Genomic DNA, 16,834 nt, shown 5'->3' on the forward strand with positions numbered 1-16,834 from the left:
CCTCTAATACTGCTTTGCAGATTCCAGCATCTTTTCTTTTGCTTCGTATGCCTTCTGAACGCTTTCTTGTTCAGACACCTCTGCTACGCCGACATGCCACCAGCTGTCATAGCCGTCAGTCATTGTTTTTGGCAGAACCTTCATTTCAATTAACGTTGATACGTCTTGTTTCTTCGCATCCTCTAACGCCGCTTTTAACTCTTCCACTGTGTTTGCGCGGTAGGTTTTCGCGCCGTATCCCTCAGCAACTTTCGCATAATCGACATTTAGAATCTCGTTGTCATCTTTGCGGAACTCGCAATAGTAGCTGCCGCTGCCGTGATCCATTTGCAGGTTGTTAATACACCCAAAACCAGAGTTGTCAAAGAGCAGCACATTGATTTTCTTGTTGTACTGAATCGCCGTGATCAGCTCGGAATGAAGCATCAGGAAGCTGCCGTCTCCGACAATGGAATACACTTCTCTGTCAGGGTGGGCCAATTTAAGCCCCAGTGTGCCGGACACTTCATAGCCCATGCAGGAATACCCGTACTCCAGGTGATACGTATTCGGAACATTAGAATGCCACAAACGCTGCAAATCTCCTGGAAGGGAACCTGCTGAACAGATGATCACGCTGTCTTCAGGAATCGTCTCGTTGATTGTCAGCAATGCCGTTGTTTGCGGCAGCTCAGTGTTCAACGCGTCAGCGTATTCATTTAGAATCTCCTGAGAGAAATGATGTTTGATTTCCGGATCAAACGCTTCCCGTTTAAACGTCACTTTGCTGAGGCGTTCGCGTTCAGCGAGCCATTCGTCCTTCAGCTCCTTGATCGTTGAGCCGAATTCGCTCTTATAGCCTTCAAGCAAGCCGTGCAGTTTGCCAAGCGTCACTTTCGCATCCGCTACAACTTGGAACGCGTCGAGTTTATACGCCTGCATTCGGCTGACATTAATGTTCAGGAACTTCGCTTTATCAAAATCAAAAGCGGTCTTAGAGGATGTCGCAAAATCCGTATATCTTGTGCCGATACCAATAATCAAATCAGCTTGGCGGGCCGCTTTATTTGCCGCAAGTGTACCTGTGATGCCCATTCCGCCGAGGTTGTTCGCAAAATCAGCTTCAACCGTCGACTTTCCTGCCTGCGTTTCAACTAGCGGAATGTGATGCGCTTCAGAAATGGCAACCAATTCATCGCGCGCACCGGAGTATTTTGCGCCTCCGCCGACGAGAATCACAGGATTTTTGCTGGCTTTAATCAGCTCCGCCGCACCTTGAAGCTCACGCTCGCTCGGCTGCATGCGATCAATATAGTGAACCCGTTTGACGAAGAAACTTTCATCAAAATCGTATGCTTCCCCTTCAACATCCTGAGAAATACAAATCGTTGCCGGACCTGCTTTTGCCGGATCAGTCATGACTTCAAACGCGCGCAGCAAGCTGCTCATGAGCTGCTCAGGGCGCGTAATGCGGTCCCAATATCTCGATACAGGTTTCAATGCATCGTTTGTTGTAATCGCCGCACTGTATTCTTGCTCCATTTGCTGCAGTACAGGGTCTGGCTGTCTTGTCGCAAATGTGTCTGCCGGAATCAAGAGAACGGGAATATTGTTTGCCAATGCAGTACCGGCCGCCGCCACTAAGTTAGCCGCTCCCGGTCCGACGGATGTAGACACCGCATATATTTTTCTTCTCAGCATTTGCTTGCTGTACGCCATGGCCGCATGCGCCATTCCTTGTTCGTTTTTCCCTTGATAGACTTTCAAATGGCCTGCATCCTGCTCAAGCGCCTGCCCGATCCCTAATACGTTTCCATGTCCGAAAATCGTGAAAATCCCTTCGACAAAAGGCTCTTCCCTTCCATCTACATGGATGTACTGTTGGTTTAAGAATTTAATCAGCGCCTGTGCTGTTGTTAAGCGAATTTTCTTACCCACAAACGATCCCACCTTTACTCGATCTTTTTCCATTATGACTGTGCTTCAATAAGCTGTACGATTTCATCCGCAGTCGGCATCGCTTCTGACGAACTGTGCTTGCTCACCACAATGGAGGCTGAAGCGCTGCCGTATTTCAATGCTGTTTCGATGTCTTTTCCGCTGACAAGGCCATAGATAAAGGCTGACGCATAGGAGTCACCGGCTCCAAAGGTTTTCAGCACGTTTGTCTTGTACGCTTGGGCGCGGAATACCTCGCCGGATTTGCTGTATGCGTAAGAGCCTTCAACGCCGTGTTTGATGACAACGAGATCGGCTGAATGGCCAAATAAGTGATTAACGGATTCTTCATTGCTTCCGCCTGTGCGGTTTTCCATCACATCAAATTCATCACGTGTGCCGATGACGATATCAGACTGCTCGGCGACCAAAGAATAGTAAACGGCTGTTTCATCCGCTGACTGCCACGTATACGGGCGATAATCCAGTTCGAACACCACTTTGACCTGATGCTTTTTCGCATATTGAACAGCTTTTAACACCGCTTCCCGTGATGGGCTTTTGGCGAGCGCTGTCCCGGAAACAAGCAGCATTTTCGCGTTTGCGATATAATCCTCGCTTACCTCGGAAGGCTCAAGGTAAAGATCCGCCACATCATCTCGATACATTAAGATGCTGCATTCTTCAGGGCTGAGGATTTCTGTAAAAGCAAGGCCTGCTTTGTGGCCATCTTGATCAACAATCATTTGTGTTGTGTCAACACCGGTATTTCTCATATAGGACTCTATGAATCTTCCATGCTGGTCATCTGGAATTTTGCCGATGAAGCCCGCTTTTAAGCCAAGCTTCGCGCTGCCGATCGCGATATTCGCAGGTGAACCGCCGACGTATTTGGAAAATGTCATCGTTTCTTCCATTGGGCGGTTGTATTCGACTGCGTTCAGATCAATACATGCCCGGCCGATGGCCACAATATCAAAAGCCTTTTCTTCATTGAATGTATACTTCATCGTAAACAGCCACTCCTCACTTGTTAGCGTTCTAAAATCCACTCATGAGCCGGGTCATTATGAAACTTCCATTTGCGCGTCGGCCCTGCCATGACATTTAAATAGTAGGACGTGTATCCGTCCGGCACGCCTACCGGGTGGTATCCCGCAGGAACGATGACAACGTTTTCATTTTCTACAGTCATTGTCTCGTCAATGGAGCGGTCATCTGTGTATACACGCTGAAACACAAAGCCCTGTCCCGGATCTAATTCATGGTAGTACGTCTCTTCTAAGAAAGATTCCTCCGGCAAATTGTCTTGGTCATGTTTATGAGGCGGGTAGCTGGACCAGTTGCCGCTGTCTGTATAAACTTCAACCACTAATAGGCTGTTCGCTGAAGGGTCTGAATCCGGAAGAATGTTGTGAACAGTGCGTTTGTTTGAAAACTTCCCACGGTGCTCAATTCCGTTGTCCTCCGCTTTGATCAGCTTTGTCGGAAGCTGTTTTTCCGATGGAGAATAGCAAAGCGCCACTCTTGCGTCGCTGACCGCTGTGATTTCAAACGCACGGTCATTTGAAATATAGATGCTGTCTGTCGGTTTTCGTTCGAATACGCTTTCACGCGTGCCGATATTCTCAAAAGTCGACTCATGATCGGTCACTGTAATGTTTCCCGTTACCGCGACAATACAGATTTCCTGTTTTTTCAGTTCTTCCGCATAGCTTGAACCGGAAGCGAGATCTAACACTTTAAACTCTACATAAGTGAGGTCAGAGTTTGATTTCGTTACTTCATGCACCAGTGTGACCCCATTAGATCCTTCATTCGACTGCGGCTTGCGCAACAAATAACTCATAGTGAAGCCCTCCTCTTTCTATTGGCAGAATGAGTCCGAACAGCGCACATGGACGCCGTTCGGCAGTTCGTCGTTTAGTTGAAATCAGGTGCGGGATATCTTGCCGTAACCACTTTTTTACGTGTATAGAAGTCGACGCTGTCTTTTCCGTTCGCATGCAGCGTTCCGAAGAATGAAGACTTCCAGCCTGAGAATGGGAAGAACGCCATCGGAGCCGGAACACCCAAGTTGATGCCAAGCATTCCCGCGTCAATGTTTTCACGGAAGTAGCGGATTGCGTTTGAGTTGGATGTAAACAGGCAGGCGCCGTTCGCAAACTCAGACTTATTGGCAATTCCAATCGCTTCTTTCAGGTTTTTCACACGGATGACAGATAAGACCGGAGCGAAAATTTCATCCTTCCAGATCGTCATCTCTGTCGTGACATTGTCAAAGATCGTCGGGCCGACAAAGTAGCCGTCGTCAGATACATTTTCACGTCCGTCACATACGAGTCTCGCGCCTTCTTCAAGCCCTTTTTCGATATAGCTGAGCGTGCGATTCTTGTTGTCCTCGCGAATAACCGGTCCTAAGAACACGCCATCATCAAGGCCGTTACCGATTTTAATGTCAGCCACTTTTTCCTGCAGCTTCGCCATAAACTCATCAGCGATTCCTTCTTCAACCGTCACAACCGCACACGCCATGCAGCGCTCACCGGCAGAACCGAAGGCTGCTCCGATGATGTTTGTGATGGTGTCTTCAAGATTCGCATCGTTCAGGACAATCGTATGGTTTTTCGCGCCAGTCAGAGATTGAACGCGTTTTAAGTGTTCGCTTCCTTTTTTGTAGACGTACTCGCCGACCGGCTTGGAGCCTACGAATGAAATCGCTTTAATTTCGGGATGCTCAAGGATGCCGTTCACAACGTCATGCGCACCGTATACGACGTTGAATACCCCTTTCGGAAGGCCCGCTTTTTCAAAAAGCTCCACCAATTTCTCTGTTAACAGCGGTGTCCGCTCAGATGGTTTTAAAATAAATGTGTTGCCGAGCGCGATCGCCATCGGGAACATCCAGCAAGGAACCATCATCGGAAAGTTGAATGGCGCGATTCCGCCGACTACTCCGATTGGATAGCGGTAGTTCGCCGCTTCAACGTCCGTTGCGATGGAAGCAAGTGAGTCACCCATCATCAGGGAAGGCGCTCCAGCCGCGAACTCCACGTTTTCAATTCCGCGTCCCACTTCACCAAGCGCTTCTTTTGTGTTTTTTCCATTTTCAATGGTAATCAGATGAGCAAGTTCTTCTCTATGCTGAGACAGCAGCTGCTGGAAGTTAAACAGAATTCTGGCGCGGCGCGGAACCGCCACTTTTGACCATGTTTTAAATGCCTCAGCCGCTGTTTGCGCTGCGTAATCAATATCCTCTTTTGTAGAAATCGGCACTTGGCACAGTACTTCTTTCGTCGCCGGATTGACAACGTCTTCATATTGATCTGTTTTGCTTTCAACCCATTCACCGTTGATGTAGTTTTTTAATTTTCTGATTTCTGCCATTCTTATTGCCTCCTTCATTAGTAAACACATACACTTGTATGGATGGTTCAGGATAGATCATATCAATATCCACTTTTCAGTAAGCCAAGAATTAAACGCTTTCAAAAAAACCAAAAAAATAAATGGTGTTGCAATTTAGATACAAGCAACCATTTCATGTACATCAGGTTACTTTTTGGTCATCTCTTGGTTATATTCTAATCGCATAATACCCACAAGTCAATCATAAACACTACATTTTTTCATTATTTTTATTATATTAATCTTTTAAGCAATGAAGAAGGTATTGAGAAGTCCGTCCAATCTTGCAAAAGATATATACCAATGTTATCATTTTTTTAGCAACTATTGATCAACTTTTGATTTTTATTATATATTTATGTTACGTAAAGATTCAAGAAGGAGTTTTTTATTATGAAACTGATGCGGATTCAGGAAATGGAAGAGTACATTTTATCGCATGGCACTGTTTCCTTAGATGAGCTGTGCCAGGTGTTCAATGTCTCTAAAAACACAGTCAGACGTGATATCAACAAGCTAACAGAAAAGGGTGCGATTGAAAAAGTATACGGCGGCGTAACATCTATTGAAAAAACCGCATTGGTTCCTTTTGAGAATCGCACCATTCAGCACCAAGATGAAAAAACAAAAATCGCCCATTATGCTTCACGTTTTATTGAAGATCACGATTTAATCTTCATTGATTCAGGAACGACAACTAAGTCTATTCTCGATACGCTCGATCCGGCCAAAAATGTCACCATTTTAACCAACAGTTTAGACATTATCAATGCGGCGTCTGCTTTGAAGAATATCAACTTAATCATCATCGGAAACAACTATAAGCGAAAAACGCGCTCCTTTGTCGGCATGGACGACCCGGCTATGCTTGATAAGTACAATATTAACAAAGCCTTTATGTCCGCTACCGGAACGACGCTGTCACACGGTTTGACCAATTCGGATCTGCTGGAGTACGAAATTAAAAAGAGGATTTCAGAAAAAGCAAAAGAAGTGTATTTATTGGCTGACCATTCTAAATTCGGAAAATCAACGCTGCTGACGTATGCGCCGTTTGACAGGCTGCATTGCATTGTGACCTCGCAGCCATTAGATGACGAGTACACACAGTACTGCAATGAGCACCAAATCGGCATTCATCTGGCCTAACGTTTACAATAGTGTTGAGAGTCTTTCATCCATTTTATTCTAGGAGGCAGATCATGAAAAAAGCTACGCTCGGAAAATCAGACTTGCAGGTATTCCCAATTGGATTAGGAACAAATGCTGTCGGAGGACATAACCTCTACCCGAACCTGAATGAAGAAACCGGGAAAGAATTGGTGCGCGAGGCGATCCGTAATGGCGTGACAATGTTAGACACCGCTTATATTTACGGGATCGGCCGTTCCGAAGAATTAATTGGTGAAGTGCTGCGCGAATTCAACCGCGAAGATGTTGTCATCGCCACAAAAGCCGCACACAGAAAACAAGGAAATGACTTTGTCTTTGATAACTCACCGGAATTTCTTAAGAAATCAGTTGATGAAAGCCTGAAGCGTTTGAACACGGATTATATCGATCTGTTCTACATCCACTTCCCGGACGAATCTACACCAAAGGATGAAGCAGTCAACGCACTGAATGAGATGAAGCAAGCCGGCAAAATTCGCTCCATCGGTGTCTCCAACTTCTCTTTAGAGCAATTGAAAGAAGCAAACAGAGACGGGTTGGTAGATGTATTGCAGGGCGAATACAACCTGTTAAACCGTGAAGCGGAAAACACATTCTTCCCATATACAAAGGAGCATAACATTTCATTTATCCCTTACTTCCCGCTCGTATCAGGATTGTTGGCAGGAAAGTATACAGAAGATACAACGTTCCCTGAAGGTGATCTGCGAAACGAAATGGAAAACTTCAAGGGTGAGCGTTTCAAAGAAAATATCAGAAAGGTCAACAAGCTTGCGCCGATTGCCGAAAAGCACAACGTGGACATCCCTCACATCGTATTGGCTTGGTATTTGGCAAGACCGGAAATTGATATTCTAATCCCTGGAGCAAAACGTGCCGATCAGCTGGTTGATAACATCAAAACAGCGGACGTGACGCTTTCTCAAGAGGATATTTCATTTATTGATCAGCTGTTCTCATAATAAGAATAAAAACAGCCTTCTCCGACGGGAAGGCTGTTTTTATTTGTGCAAAATGAATCTATCACCTCCAAAAGAATCATTGATTTTAAGCAAAAGCTTACAAAAAGAGCCATAAATCCGATAAAATAAAGGTAAATGATCTCAGAAAGAAAGTGATTAAAAAAGCAAAACTAGATATGAAGCATTAGATAAAAATAAGAAACTCATATGTAAAAAACCTGACCCAGTTCTTTTAAACGGGCCGTTCCGGCGGTCTATGGAGGAGACAGAATGAAACTTAAATATGTAAAAGCCTTAGTCGCAGTAATCGTTGCTTTAGGTGTACTGCTGCCATCAACCATTTCTCATGCCAAAAGTTTTAGCGGCCGCTCATCATCTAGTTACAGCAGCCGAAGCTCAAGCTCGTCTTACAGCGGAAGCTATAAATCCAGCCCGAAATCAAGCTACAGTTCGGGATCAAGCTCGTCAAGCAGAAAATCCAAGACATCAGACGATTCATCATCATCGATTTCGCTGAAAAAGAAATCTTCAAGTACATCAAGCTCGTCAAGCTCTAAAAAATCGTCAGGCACGTTTTCTGGTGCCACATCAAAAGTAAGCGGAAAGACATACAGCGGAAAAACGTCTAAAGCTTATGTGGGCGGACGTTATGTTTCAGTCAATCATTACTACAATGCAGGTTTCTCGCCATCTGGGTGGTTTGGCTATTATAGCGGATTCACAACAGGCATGTTTATGATCAGCATGCTGCACCCTTGGGGTTATACCTATCATCCAGTCGGAGGCCCGGGATATGTTTCTTATGGCGCTTCGCCGATTGCCTGGATCGTTGATATTATCGCGTTAATCGTTATTTTATTCATTGTGATCGCACTGATTCGCGCGTTTAAAGCACCGCAGACGTACAGAAGGAGATTTTAGGTCATGAGATTAATATTAAATGAACAAGAAATCGTAGACGGCATTTGTGTGTATGTTTCCAATGAAGAGGATATCTACCCTGAAGACGTTGAAGTAAAAGAGCTGTCTTACAACAAGCGTACAGGATTCTTCGCAGAAGCAAAATATGGCCTGCATCACAAGCAGCTTATGTCAGACGAGATTTCAGAGGGTATTATCCAGTTTTTAGAGGAATACCACAATTTCAATCCACACGTTACCGTCGTAGAATTGCAATTTGATAAGAAAAAAGGATTCTCCGCCCTGGTTTTTGTCAACGAGGGAGAATAAAAACCAAAACCTTACTCCGCGCGAGTAGGGTTTTTTTATGATTTCTTGGAAACAGGAAGAGCACCGCCCCATCATCAGCAGCCCGCCTGAAGGATAAAATGTAAAGCCTACTTTTACTCATATCCTTGCGCAAAAAAGGTTTCGGCGCTTACAATAATTTTGAAAGGAATGATTACAATGGCAAATGCTCAATTCCCTCTTATCACACAAAACCTTTCTCTCGATCTCGTGAATACTGAAATCATAAGCTATGATAAACGGCACGATCTCATCCAGTCAGAAAAAGAACTGATGGCATGGTTAGAAATAATGGGAGAAACCGCTCCTTTTCTCTGTTCTCTTACGCTACAGCAAGTCCAAGAACAATTGCAACGGATTCATCAATTCCGGGCTGAGCTGAGAACACACTTTGAGCGTATCGCCGAAGGCAGTGAACCTTCTCCAGCTTTTATCTCTTTCCTGCAAGATCAAATCGCCGCCGCTCCCTTTTCTTATCAAATCATAGATGACAAACTTGCCCGCATCCCGAATGGAAAACCAGATGATTCCATTTTATCGCTTATCGCTTACGATGCGTTATGGCTAATTCATACAAAAGAAATCCAACAGCTGAAACGGTGCGTAAATAAAAAGTGCATTTTGCTTTTTCTTGATAAAACAGGAAGGCGAAAATGGTGCTCCATGAAGATATGCGGCAACAGACATAAGGTCTCACGCCATCAGAAAAAAATGAATCATGAGTAAGAATCCGTTCTCCAGCGAACGGTTTTTTTATCGAATCGAAAACTAACCTCTAAAAATAAAATTGACAGGTTAATTTATTACTATTATTCTATACATACTGGAGGGATAAATTTGGAAAACAACTTCTTTTTGAAAATGAAAGGAACAGGAAAAACGCCTTTACAGGTAAACGGCAAAGACGCTGTTACAGGGCTTATAGGCGGATTCATCACCATACTGACACTCGCTTCGCTGACCTCTTATACATCAAGCTTATGGTTAATGGCGCCTTTTGGAGCAAGCTGTGTGCTGGTATTCAGCGCTTGGAACGCTCCATTATCACAGCCGAGAAATGTGATTGGCGGCCATTTCATTTCCGCGCTTACCGGGATTGCTGTCCTTCACATATTCGGCGCCCATCCATGGACCTTTGCATTGGGCACAGGTCTTGCCATTTGCTTGATGATGCTGACCAAAACCACTCATCCTCCTGCCGGCGCAGACCCGATTGTCGTCATTCAAGGGGCGTATGCTTGGAGTTATTTAATATTTCCCGTGCTCATTGGATCTATCATCATCGTGATCATCGCTCTTGTTATCAATAACTTGCGCAAAAACCGGCAATATCCCGCATTTTGGCTTTAATGTTTCCCTTTTTTCCAAAACAAATGTTTCAAATGAGATAGGAAATGGGTACTACTCTATTAACTTTGTTAAACATTTTAGATACTCATTGGCCTAACAACTGAGGGGGAACATTTGTGAAAACAAACACAAGGAAATATATGATCTACTTTTTTGGCGCTTTAGGGGGACTGCTTTACGGTTACGATACGGGCGTCATCTCTGGAGCGCTGCTGTTTATCAACAACGATATTCCTTTAACGACATTGACAGAGGGATTGGTTGTCAGCATGCTGCTCCTTGGCGCGATTTTCGGTTCTGCCTTAAGCGGCACATGCTCTGATCGCTGGGGCAGAAGAAAAGTTGTATTTGTCCTTTCTATCATTTTCATTGTCGGCGCGCTCGCCTGCGCGTTTTCTCAAACGATCGGCATGCTGATTGCTTCTAGGGTCATTCTCGGATTGGCCGTCGGCGGTTCAACGGCGCTTGTGCCCGTGTACCTGTCAGAAATGGCACCGACGAAAATCCGCGGTACACTCGGCACGATGAACAACTTAATGATTGTCACCGGCATTTTGCTCGCTTATATCGTAAACTATCTGTTCACACCGTTTGAAGCGTGGCGCTGGATGGTCGGCCTTGCCGCGGTGCCTGCCGTGCTTTTATTAATCGGCATCGCGTTTATGCCGGAATCGCCAAGATGGCTCGTGAAGCGCGGCCGTGAAGAAGAAGCGAAACGCATCATGAACATCACACATGATCCTGAAGATATTGAATTGGAATTGGCCGAGATGAAGCAAGGGGAAGCAGAGAAAAAAGAAACGACACTCGGCGTGCTGAAAGCAAAATGGATTCGCCCCATGCTTTTGATTGGCGTCGGTCTTGCCATTTTCCAGCAAGCCGTCGGCATTAACACCGTGATCTACTACGCGCCGACCATTTTCACGAAGGCCGGCCTTGGTACGTCAGCTTCTGCGCTCGGCACAATGGGGATCGGTGTCCTCAACGTCATCATGTGCATCACCGCCATGATCTTAATTGACCGTGTCGGCCGCAAAAAGCTTCTGATCTGGGGAAGTGTCGGCATCACACTGAGCCTGGCCGCATTATCAGGCGTGCTCCTGACACTGGGACTCTCCTCATCAACGGCGTGGATGACTGTTGTCTTTCTCGGCGTTTATATCGTATTTTACCAGGCGACATGGGGTCCGGTGGTTTGGGTGCTTATGCCTGAACTCTTTCCGTCCAAAGCGCGCGGAGCCGCGACAGGGTTCACCACTTTGGTGTTATCGGCGGCCAACCTGATCGTGTCGCTCGTCTTCCCGCTGATGCTCAGCGCCATGGGCATCGCATGGGTCTTTATGATTTTCTCGGTTATTTGTCTTCTCTCATTTTTCTTCGCTTTCTACATGGTTCCGGAAACCAAAGGGAAAAGCTTGGAGGAAATTGAAGCAAGCCTGAAAAACCGGTTTAAAAAGAAGAAAAGCAGCCAAAGCCAAGTGCTGAATGAGCGCACATTATAAAAAAAGGAATCGTCTCCACACGGGACGATTCCTTTTTTCTATTACACCATAACCTTGCAAATATTGTTCGTAAATTCCACAGGGTCCTGAATCGGCAGGCCTTCGATGAGAAGCGCCTGATTGTACAGAAGGTTTGTGTACAGGCTCAGCTTCTCTTTATCTTGTTCAAATGCGTCCTGAAGCGTTTGGAACACCTCGTGATTCGGGTTGATTTCCAGCACTTTTTCCGCCTTTACATTTTGGCTGTCCGGCATCGCGTTTAAGATTTTTTCCATCTCGATTGTCACTTCGCCGTCAGCGGCAAGACAGACTGGATGAGATTTAAGACGTTTTGAGATTCTAACGTTTTTCACTTTGTCTGACAGAATGTTTTTCATTTCCTCAAACAGATCCTTGTATTTGCTTTCCTCTTCCTCGGACTGCTTTTGGTCCTCATCGGTGTCTATGCCAAGGTCTCCGCTTGATACGGATTTGAATTCTTTTTCCTGATAAGATGCCAGCATTTTAATCGCAAACTCATCGATGTCCTCAGTAAAGTAGAGAATTTCATAGCCCTTGTCGGCTACCATTTCCGTTTGCGGCAGTTTCTCAATGCGATCATAAGAATCACCGGCCGCGTAATAAATGTATTTCTGCTCCTCAGGCATTCTGGATACGTACTCGTCTAAGCTGACCAGTTTTTTCTCTTTGGAAGAGTAGAATAATAAGAGGTCCTTCAATTGATCCTTATTCGCGCCAAAATCATTGTACACGCCAAATTTCAGCTGTCTGCCGAATGAGTTGTAGAACGTCTCGTATTTCTCTCGGTCTTTTTTCAGCAGGCTTTGCAGCTCGCTTTTGATTTTTTTGCTGATATTTTTCGCGATCAGCTTCAGCTGGCGGTCATGCTGCAGCATTTCTCTGGAAATGTTCAGCGACAGATCCTCGGAATCGACCATCCCCTTCACAAAGCTGAAGTGGTCCGGAAGCAGATCAGCGCACTTGTTCATGATCAGCACGCCATTGGAATACAGCTCCAAGCCTTTCTCATATTCCTTAGAATAATAGTCAAACGGCATGTTTTCAGGAACAAATAAAATCGCGTTGTAGCGAACGGCGCCATCCACACTGATATGAACATGCGTGAGCGGTTTATCAAATCCATAATGCTTTTCAGCATAGAACTTTTCATAGTCCTCATCTGTCAGCTCGCTTTTGTTTTTTCTCCAGATCGGCACCATGCTGTTAATCGTCTGTTCTTCCTGCACTTCTTCAAATTCATTCTCGCTGCCTTCCTTCGGCTTATTAATGGTTGTATCCATTTTAATAGGGTAGCGAATGAAGTCGGAGTACTTCTTGATGATCGCTTTTAAACGATATTCTTCTAAGAATTCGTCATAGCTGTCATCTTCTGTGTTCTCTTTGATTTTCAGGATAATGTCTGTACCGATAGAATCCTTTTCACACGGCTCAATCGTATAGCCGTCTGCACCCGCAGACTCCCATTTATATGCCTCTTCGCTGCCGAGCGCCTTACTGATGACCGTCACGACATCGGCAACCATAAACGCCGCATAAAAACCGACACCGAATTGGCCGATGATGTCATGTCCGTCTTTCAGCTCGTTTTCCTTTTTAAACGCGAGGGAACCGCTTTTCGCAATTGTTCCGAGATGCTGTTCAAGCTCGTCCTTTGTCATGCCGATCCCTGTATCGGAGATCGTTAATGTTCTCGCATCTTTGTCAGCTGCAACCTTTATATAGTAACTGTCTTTATCAAACGTAAGCGCATCATCCGTCAGCGCTTTGTAATAGATTTTGTCAATCGCATCACTCGAATTGGAAATTAACTCACGCAGGAAAATTTCTTTTTGAGTATAAATGGAATGAATCATCATATCCAGCAGTCGTTTGGACTCTGCTTTAAACTCTTTTTTCGCCACTATAGATCGCTCCTTTTTGATATGTTGTTATGTTATGTAAACTCTTTTCAGCATCTATTTATCACATACAGTGACAATTGTCAATTAGATTGGTAGATGCATATATATGTAAATTTAACATGATTTAGATGCGCTTTCACTAGTTATTCTCAAAAAAAGAGAGGTCATCACCCTCTCTTTTTTTCAGCCTCGTTCCAGCGGCCAAACTCCCGCTTCATCCATATATGCACCGGATAGAAAAACAAACCGAACGGTATCAGAAACAATAGATTATGCCATGAAGCATTCAGAAACGCGCTTGCTGTCACCGGAAACGTAATCTCCTGCAAGATAAAAGAGATGACAGTCAGCACAACAAACATTAATGGAATCATGACAAAGCAATAAAACTTGAGCTCCTTCTTATGCTGTACTTTCAAAACACACAAACCTCCCAACAATTTCCCAATCCATCTTAACATATGTTGGCAGTTCTTTTCCTGCATGTTTATCACTGCATAGAGCGGGAAGACAAATAGAAAAAGGAGGTCTCGTCATGGGAAGACTTGAAAACAAAACCGCAGTGATCACAGGCGCCGCGACAGGCATTGGACAAGCGACGGCAGAGGTTTTTGCCAATGAAGGCGCGCGTGTGATGATTGGAGACATCAATACAAATCAGATGAAAGAAACAGTCGAAGCAATCAGACAAAACGGAGGACAGGCGGATGCCTTTCACCTCGATGTGTCAGATGAAAACAGTGTGAAAGCATTTGCTGATCAAATGAAGGAGGCGTGCGGTACGATAGATATTCTGTTTAATAACGCCGGCGTTGATCAGGAAGGGGGAAAAGTGCACGAATATCCGGTTGATTTGTTTGACCGCATTATCTCCGTCGACCTGCGCGGCACGTTCCTTTGCAGCAAATACCTGATCCCGCTCATGCTCGAAAAAGGAGGCTCCATCATCAACACCTCCTCCATGTCAGGCCGTGCCGCGGACCTTGACCGTTCCGGCTACAACGCAGCAAAAGGCGGCATCACCAACCTGACAAAAGCGATGGCGATTGACTACGCACGGAACGGCATCCGCGTCAATTCCATTTCGCCGGGTACGATCGAAACCCCGCTGATTGATAAACTGGCAGGCACCAAAGAACAGGAAATGGGCGAAACATTCCGAGAAGCCAACAAATGGGTCACGCCGCTCGGCCGCCTCGGCCAGCCGAAGGAAATGGCGACAGTGGCGCTGTTCCTCGCGTCAGACGACAGCTCATACGTCACAGGCGAAGACATCACCGCAGACGGCGGCATCATGGCGTATACATGGCCTGGGAAAATGCTGATTGATGGGAAATGGAAGGAAGAGACAAAATAAACATAGTCTACTTTAAGATGCGTTAATTTCAAATACCAATATATAAATTAAAAATCTACCATCCATAAATCATAGAAAAATGAAAGGGAGCTTAACCTGGATCATTAGGTTAAGCTCCCTTTTTTCAATTTCTCCTCATTCTTTTTTCCGCTGTCTGGCAAGAAAAAAACTGATGAAAACTACAAATTGCATTTATCCATATATTTCACATATTGTGTATGATGTTTTACAATGTATTTATCATTTATTAGGAGTTGATAGAATGAAATTGTTATATATCTATATCATTTTAGGAGGTTTCATCAGCATATCCATTTCTTATTTTTTCCATTTAGGCATTTTTAACCTTCCTTTATATCTTATCTATCTAAACTATGCACTTATTTTATATAAACGTGCTAAAAGCGCCAAAAGTTCAATGAATGCTTAGTATATAACGTTAATTGGTTTCCGATTTCAAAAATCAACCTTCATAATCGGATAATTATATTAGTTTCTAAAAAGAATTAATGGCAAATACACTTACAGAAAATAAACTACTATTTTTACTCTTTTCATTTTCTTCTATCGTTCATCTGCTCTTTCATACGATTTTAGATCCTACTTTAAGCTGGAAATCTTGGTCGATGAACATTGCTCAAATTCTTTTGGCCCTTCTATTTTTAAATCTCACCTTAAAAGATAAGAAAGAAACTCAAAACACCAAGTGACATAACGACCCAAAGCCCGGATTAAGTCTCCGGGCACTTCAAAGCAATACCACCTTATACTTCTTCACATCCAAAAACTGCAAAAACTCCCTCGCCAGCACTTCCGGCGCATGCGCCTTCCCTTCATCAAGCCGATACAAAATCAGCCCGATAATCATCGCTGATACATAATAGGCATAAAGCTTTTTCTCCGCAGGAATATTAGTTTGCTGATGCAGATAAAATGATTCCAGCGCTTTGAGCATCTCGGGGATCACATGAGGAACACCCCAGTCCCGATTGAGCACATGGACAATAGGCATGCGGTCTAAAGCAGAAAGCAGGCCGGCGAGCGCCTCCTCCGCTTCTTCGAAGGAAAGCTCATTCGGACGTGAGGCAATCGTCAGGTGTTCTATCATCTCCGCACATGATTGCTGAATCACGGTCTGCAGCAATTCCTCTTTGCTGGCATAGTGATCATAAAAGGTTGCGCGGCGGATATTGCTTTTCCGGGTCATGTCAGAAATCGTGATGGCCGCGTAGTCTTTTTTCTCTGCCAATACGTCCAGCAAAGCCTTCTGCAGCGCCTCTCTCGTTCGAACCACACGCCTGTCGATTTGCTTGTCCTCCTGCCGCTCCCCTGCCACAGCCTGTCCAAACAGCCAATAAAACCGCTTCTGAGAAACAAGCTCCCATACCTTTTGGCTGATGGCTTCCGGAGTCGCGTCCGCATCCTCATTCAGCCAATACAGAATAATCGCGTACGTGTACAAAGCCCGGTAATGTCCGTAAATCTCCTGTTCGATCGGCGTCAGATTTACATTGACCGGAGTTAGCAAAACATCCTGCTGAAACACATCCTTAAAAAAACGATGAACATGTTCTCTGTTCATCATCGTGCCAAAAAAGGATCGATGCTCGTGGACAAAGGACAGAGTCGGATGCACGGTGTGCCGTTTTTTATTTAAATGGAGTGTGTCCATATGTTTGAAGGCGTCATAGAGCGCTTCGCCCAGCCCTTCCTTCATGTCTTCGATCACATCCTCAATAATGGAGAACTTGTCTTCATAATAAAGGTAGAGCGTCCCGCGGCTCACTTTGGCCTTTTCAGCGATTTCTTTCATTGTAATGTGTTGAATATCTCTTTCTTCCAATAAAGCCAGCAGCGCCTGTTTCACTTGAGCTTCAGCAGATTCCGCCACAAAAACACCCCCAGTCATTAGACAAATATTCGATATATGTACGGTAACGTATAGATGGTTCACCGTTGTCTTTCTTATAGAAAAGGTACCACTTTATAATAGGT

At 44.8% G+C, this 16,834-nt stretch carries 15 protein-coding genes; 8 read left to right on the forward strand and 7 right to left on the reverse strand.

The features are described from left to right. Positions 1 to 3: 3 nt before the first annotated feature. The 4 genes from iolD to iolA form a co-directional block, all read right to left on the reverse strand. Positions 4 to 1,917 (reverse strand): 3D-(3,5/4)-trihydroxycyclohexane-1,2-dione acylhydrolase (decyclizing), encoded by a 1,914-nt coding sequence (gene iolD, locus EFK13_RS20395; RefSeq protein ID WP_129507091.1) that lies wholly within the window; start codon positions 1,915 to 1,917, stop codon positions 4 to 6. Positions 1,918 to 1,949: 32 nt separating this feature from the next. Then, positions 1,950 to 2,927, reverse strand: coding sequence for a 5-dehydro-2-deoxygluconokinase (iolC, locus tag EFK13_RS20400; RefSeq protein WP_129507269.1), 978 nt, complete (start codon positions 2,925 to 2,927; stop codon positions 1,950 to 1,952). A 23-nt stretch (positions 2,928 to 2,950) separates the two neighbouring features. Next, positions 2,951 to 3,766 carry a 5-deoxy-glucuronate isomerase gene (iolB, locus tag EFK13_RS20405; RefSeq protein WP_129507090.1) on the reverse strand — a complete coding sequence of 272 codons (816 nt, stop codon included), beginning with the start codon at positions 3,764 to 3,766 and terminating at the stop codon, positions 2,951 to 2,953. A gap of 74 nt (positions 3,767 to 3,840) precedes the next feature. Further along, positions 3,841 to 5,304 (reverse strand): methylmalonate-semialdehyde dehydrogenase, encoded by a 1,464-nt coding sequence (iolA, locus tag EFK13_RS20410; protein WP_129507089.1) that lies wholly within the window; start codon positions 5,302 to 5,304, stop codon positions 3,841 to 3,843. Between the two features lie 414 nt (positions 5,305 to 5,718). On the opposite strand from iolA, the gene iolR reads away from it, so the two are divergent. The 7 genes from iolR to EFK13_RS20445 all read left to right on the forward strand — a co-directional run bounded on the left by iolR (position 5,719) and on the right by EFK13_RS20445 (position 11,560). Then, the gene (gene iolR, locus EFK13_RS20415; RefSeq protein WP_064815528.1) at positions 5,719 to 6,474 is read left to right on the forward strand and encodes a myo-inositol utilization transcriptional regulator IolR; all 756 of its coding nucleotides are present in this window, start codon (positions 5,719 to 5,721) and stop codon (positions 6,472 to 6,474) included. A 53-nt stretch (positions 6,475 to 6,527) separates the two neighbouring features. Then, positions 6,528 to 7,460, forward strand: coding sequence for an aldo/keto reductase (locus EFK13_RS20420; RefSeq protein ID WP_129507088.1), 933 nt, complete (start codon positions 6,528 to 6,530; stop codon positions 7,458 to 7,460). Between the two features lie 270 nt (positions 7,461 to 7,730). Continuing rightward, a complete protein-coding gene (locus EFK13_RS20425; RefSeq protein WP_129507087.1) occupies positions 7,731 to 8,381 on the forward strand; it encodes a hypothetical protein in 651 nt (216 codons plus the stop codon). Positions 8,382 to 8,384: 3 nt separating this feature from the next. Continuing rightward, positions 8,385 to 8,690, forward strand: coding sequence for a DUF2653 family protein (locus tag EFK13_RS20430; RefSeq protein ID WP_129507086.1), 306 nt, complete (start codon positions 8,385 to 8,387; stop codon positions 8,688 to 8,690). 168 nt (positions 8,691 to 8,858) lie between these two features. Then, positions 8,859 to 9,434, forward strand: coding sequence for a CGNR zinc finger domain-containing protein (locus tag EFK13_RS20435; RefSeq protein WP_428845373.1), 576 nt, complete (start codon positions 8,859 to 8,861; stop codon positions 9,432 to 9,434). A gap of 135 nt (positions 9,435 to 9,569) precedes the next feature. Continuing rightward, on the forward strand, positions 9,570 to 10,058 hold the full coding sequence (locus tag EFK13_RS20440) for an HPP family protein (RefSeq protein WP_240034934.1): 489 nt from the start codon (positions 9,570 to 9,572) through the stop codon (positions 10,056 to 10,058). Positions 10,059 to 10,174: 116 nt separating this feature from the next. Next, positions 10,175 to 11,560 carry a sugar porter family MFS transporter gene (locus EFK13_RS20445; RefSeq protein ID WP_129507084.1) on the forward strand — a complete coding sequence of 462 codons (1,386 nt, stop codon included), beginning with the start codon at positions 10,175 to 10,177 and terminating at the stop codon, positions 11,558 to 11,560. Positions 11,561 to 11,601: 41 nt separating this feature from the next. Here EFK13_RS20445 and htpG read toward each other — a convergent pair whose 3' ends face one another. Both htpG and EFK13_RS20455 read right to left on the reverse strand, forming a co-directional pair. Further along, positions 11,602 to 13,482, reverse strand: coding sequence for a molecular chaperone HtpG (htpG, locus tag EFK13_RS20450; protein WP_129507083.1), 1,881 nt, complete (start codon positions 13,480 to 13,482; stop codon positions 11,602 to 11,604). Between the two features lie 167 nt (positions 13,483 to 13,649). Beyond that, positions 13,650 to 13,901: a hypothetical protein gene (locus tag EFK13_RS20455; RefSeq protein WP_129507082.1), complete on the reverse strand. Its 252-nt coding sequence runs from the start codon at positions 13,899 to 13,901 to the stop codon at positions 13,650 to 13,652. 116 nt (positions 13,902 to 14,017) lie between these two features. On the opposite strand from EFK13_RS20455, the gene EFK13_RS20460 reads away from it, so the two are divergent. Then, positions 14,018 to 14,839 carry an SDR family oxidoreductase gene (locus EFK13_RS20460; RefSeq protein ID WP_129507081.1) on the forward strand — a complete coding sequence of 274 codons (822 nt, stop codon included), beginning with the start codon at positions 14,018 to 14,020 and terminating at the stop codon, positions 14,837 to 14,839. Between the two features lie 748 nt (positions 14,840 to 15,587). Here the strand turns inward: EFK13_RS20460 and EFK13_RS20465 are convergent. Continuing rightward, positions 15,588 to 16,730 (reverse strand): TetR/AcrR family transcriptional regulator, encoded by a 1,143-nt coding sequence (locus EFK13_RS20465; RefSeq protein WP_129507079.1) that lies wholly within the window; start codon positions 16,728 to 16,730, stop codon positions 15,588 to 15,590. Between the last annotated feature and the right edge of the window lie 104 nt (positions 16,731 to 16,834).

The sequence above is a fragment of the Bacillus cabrialesii genome (assembly GCF_004124315.2).
In the GTDB taxonomy this organism is placed as follows: domain Bacteria; phylum Bacillota; class Bacilli; order Bacillales; family Bacillaceae; genus Bacillus; species Bacillus cabrialesii.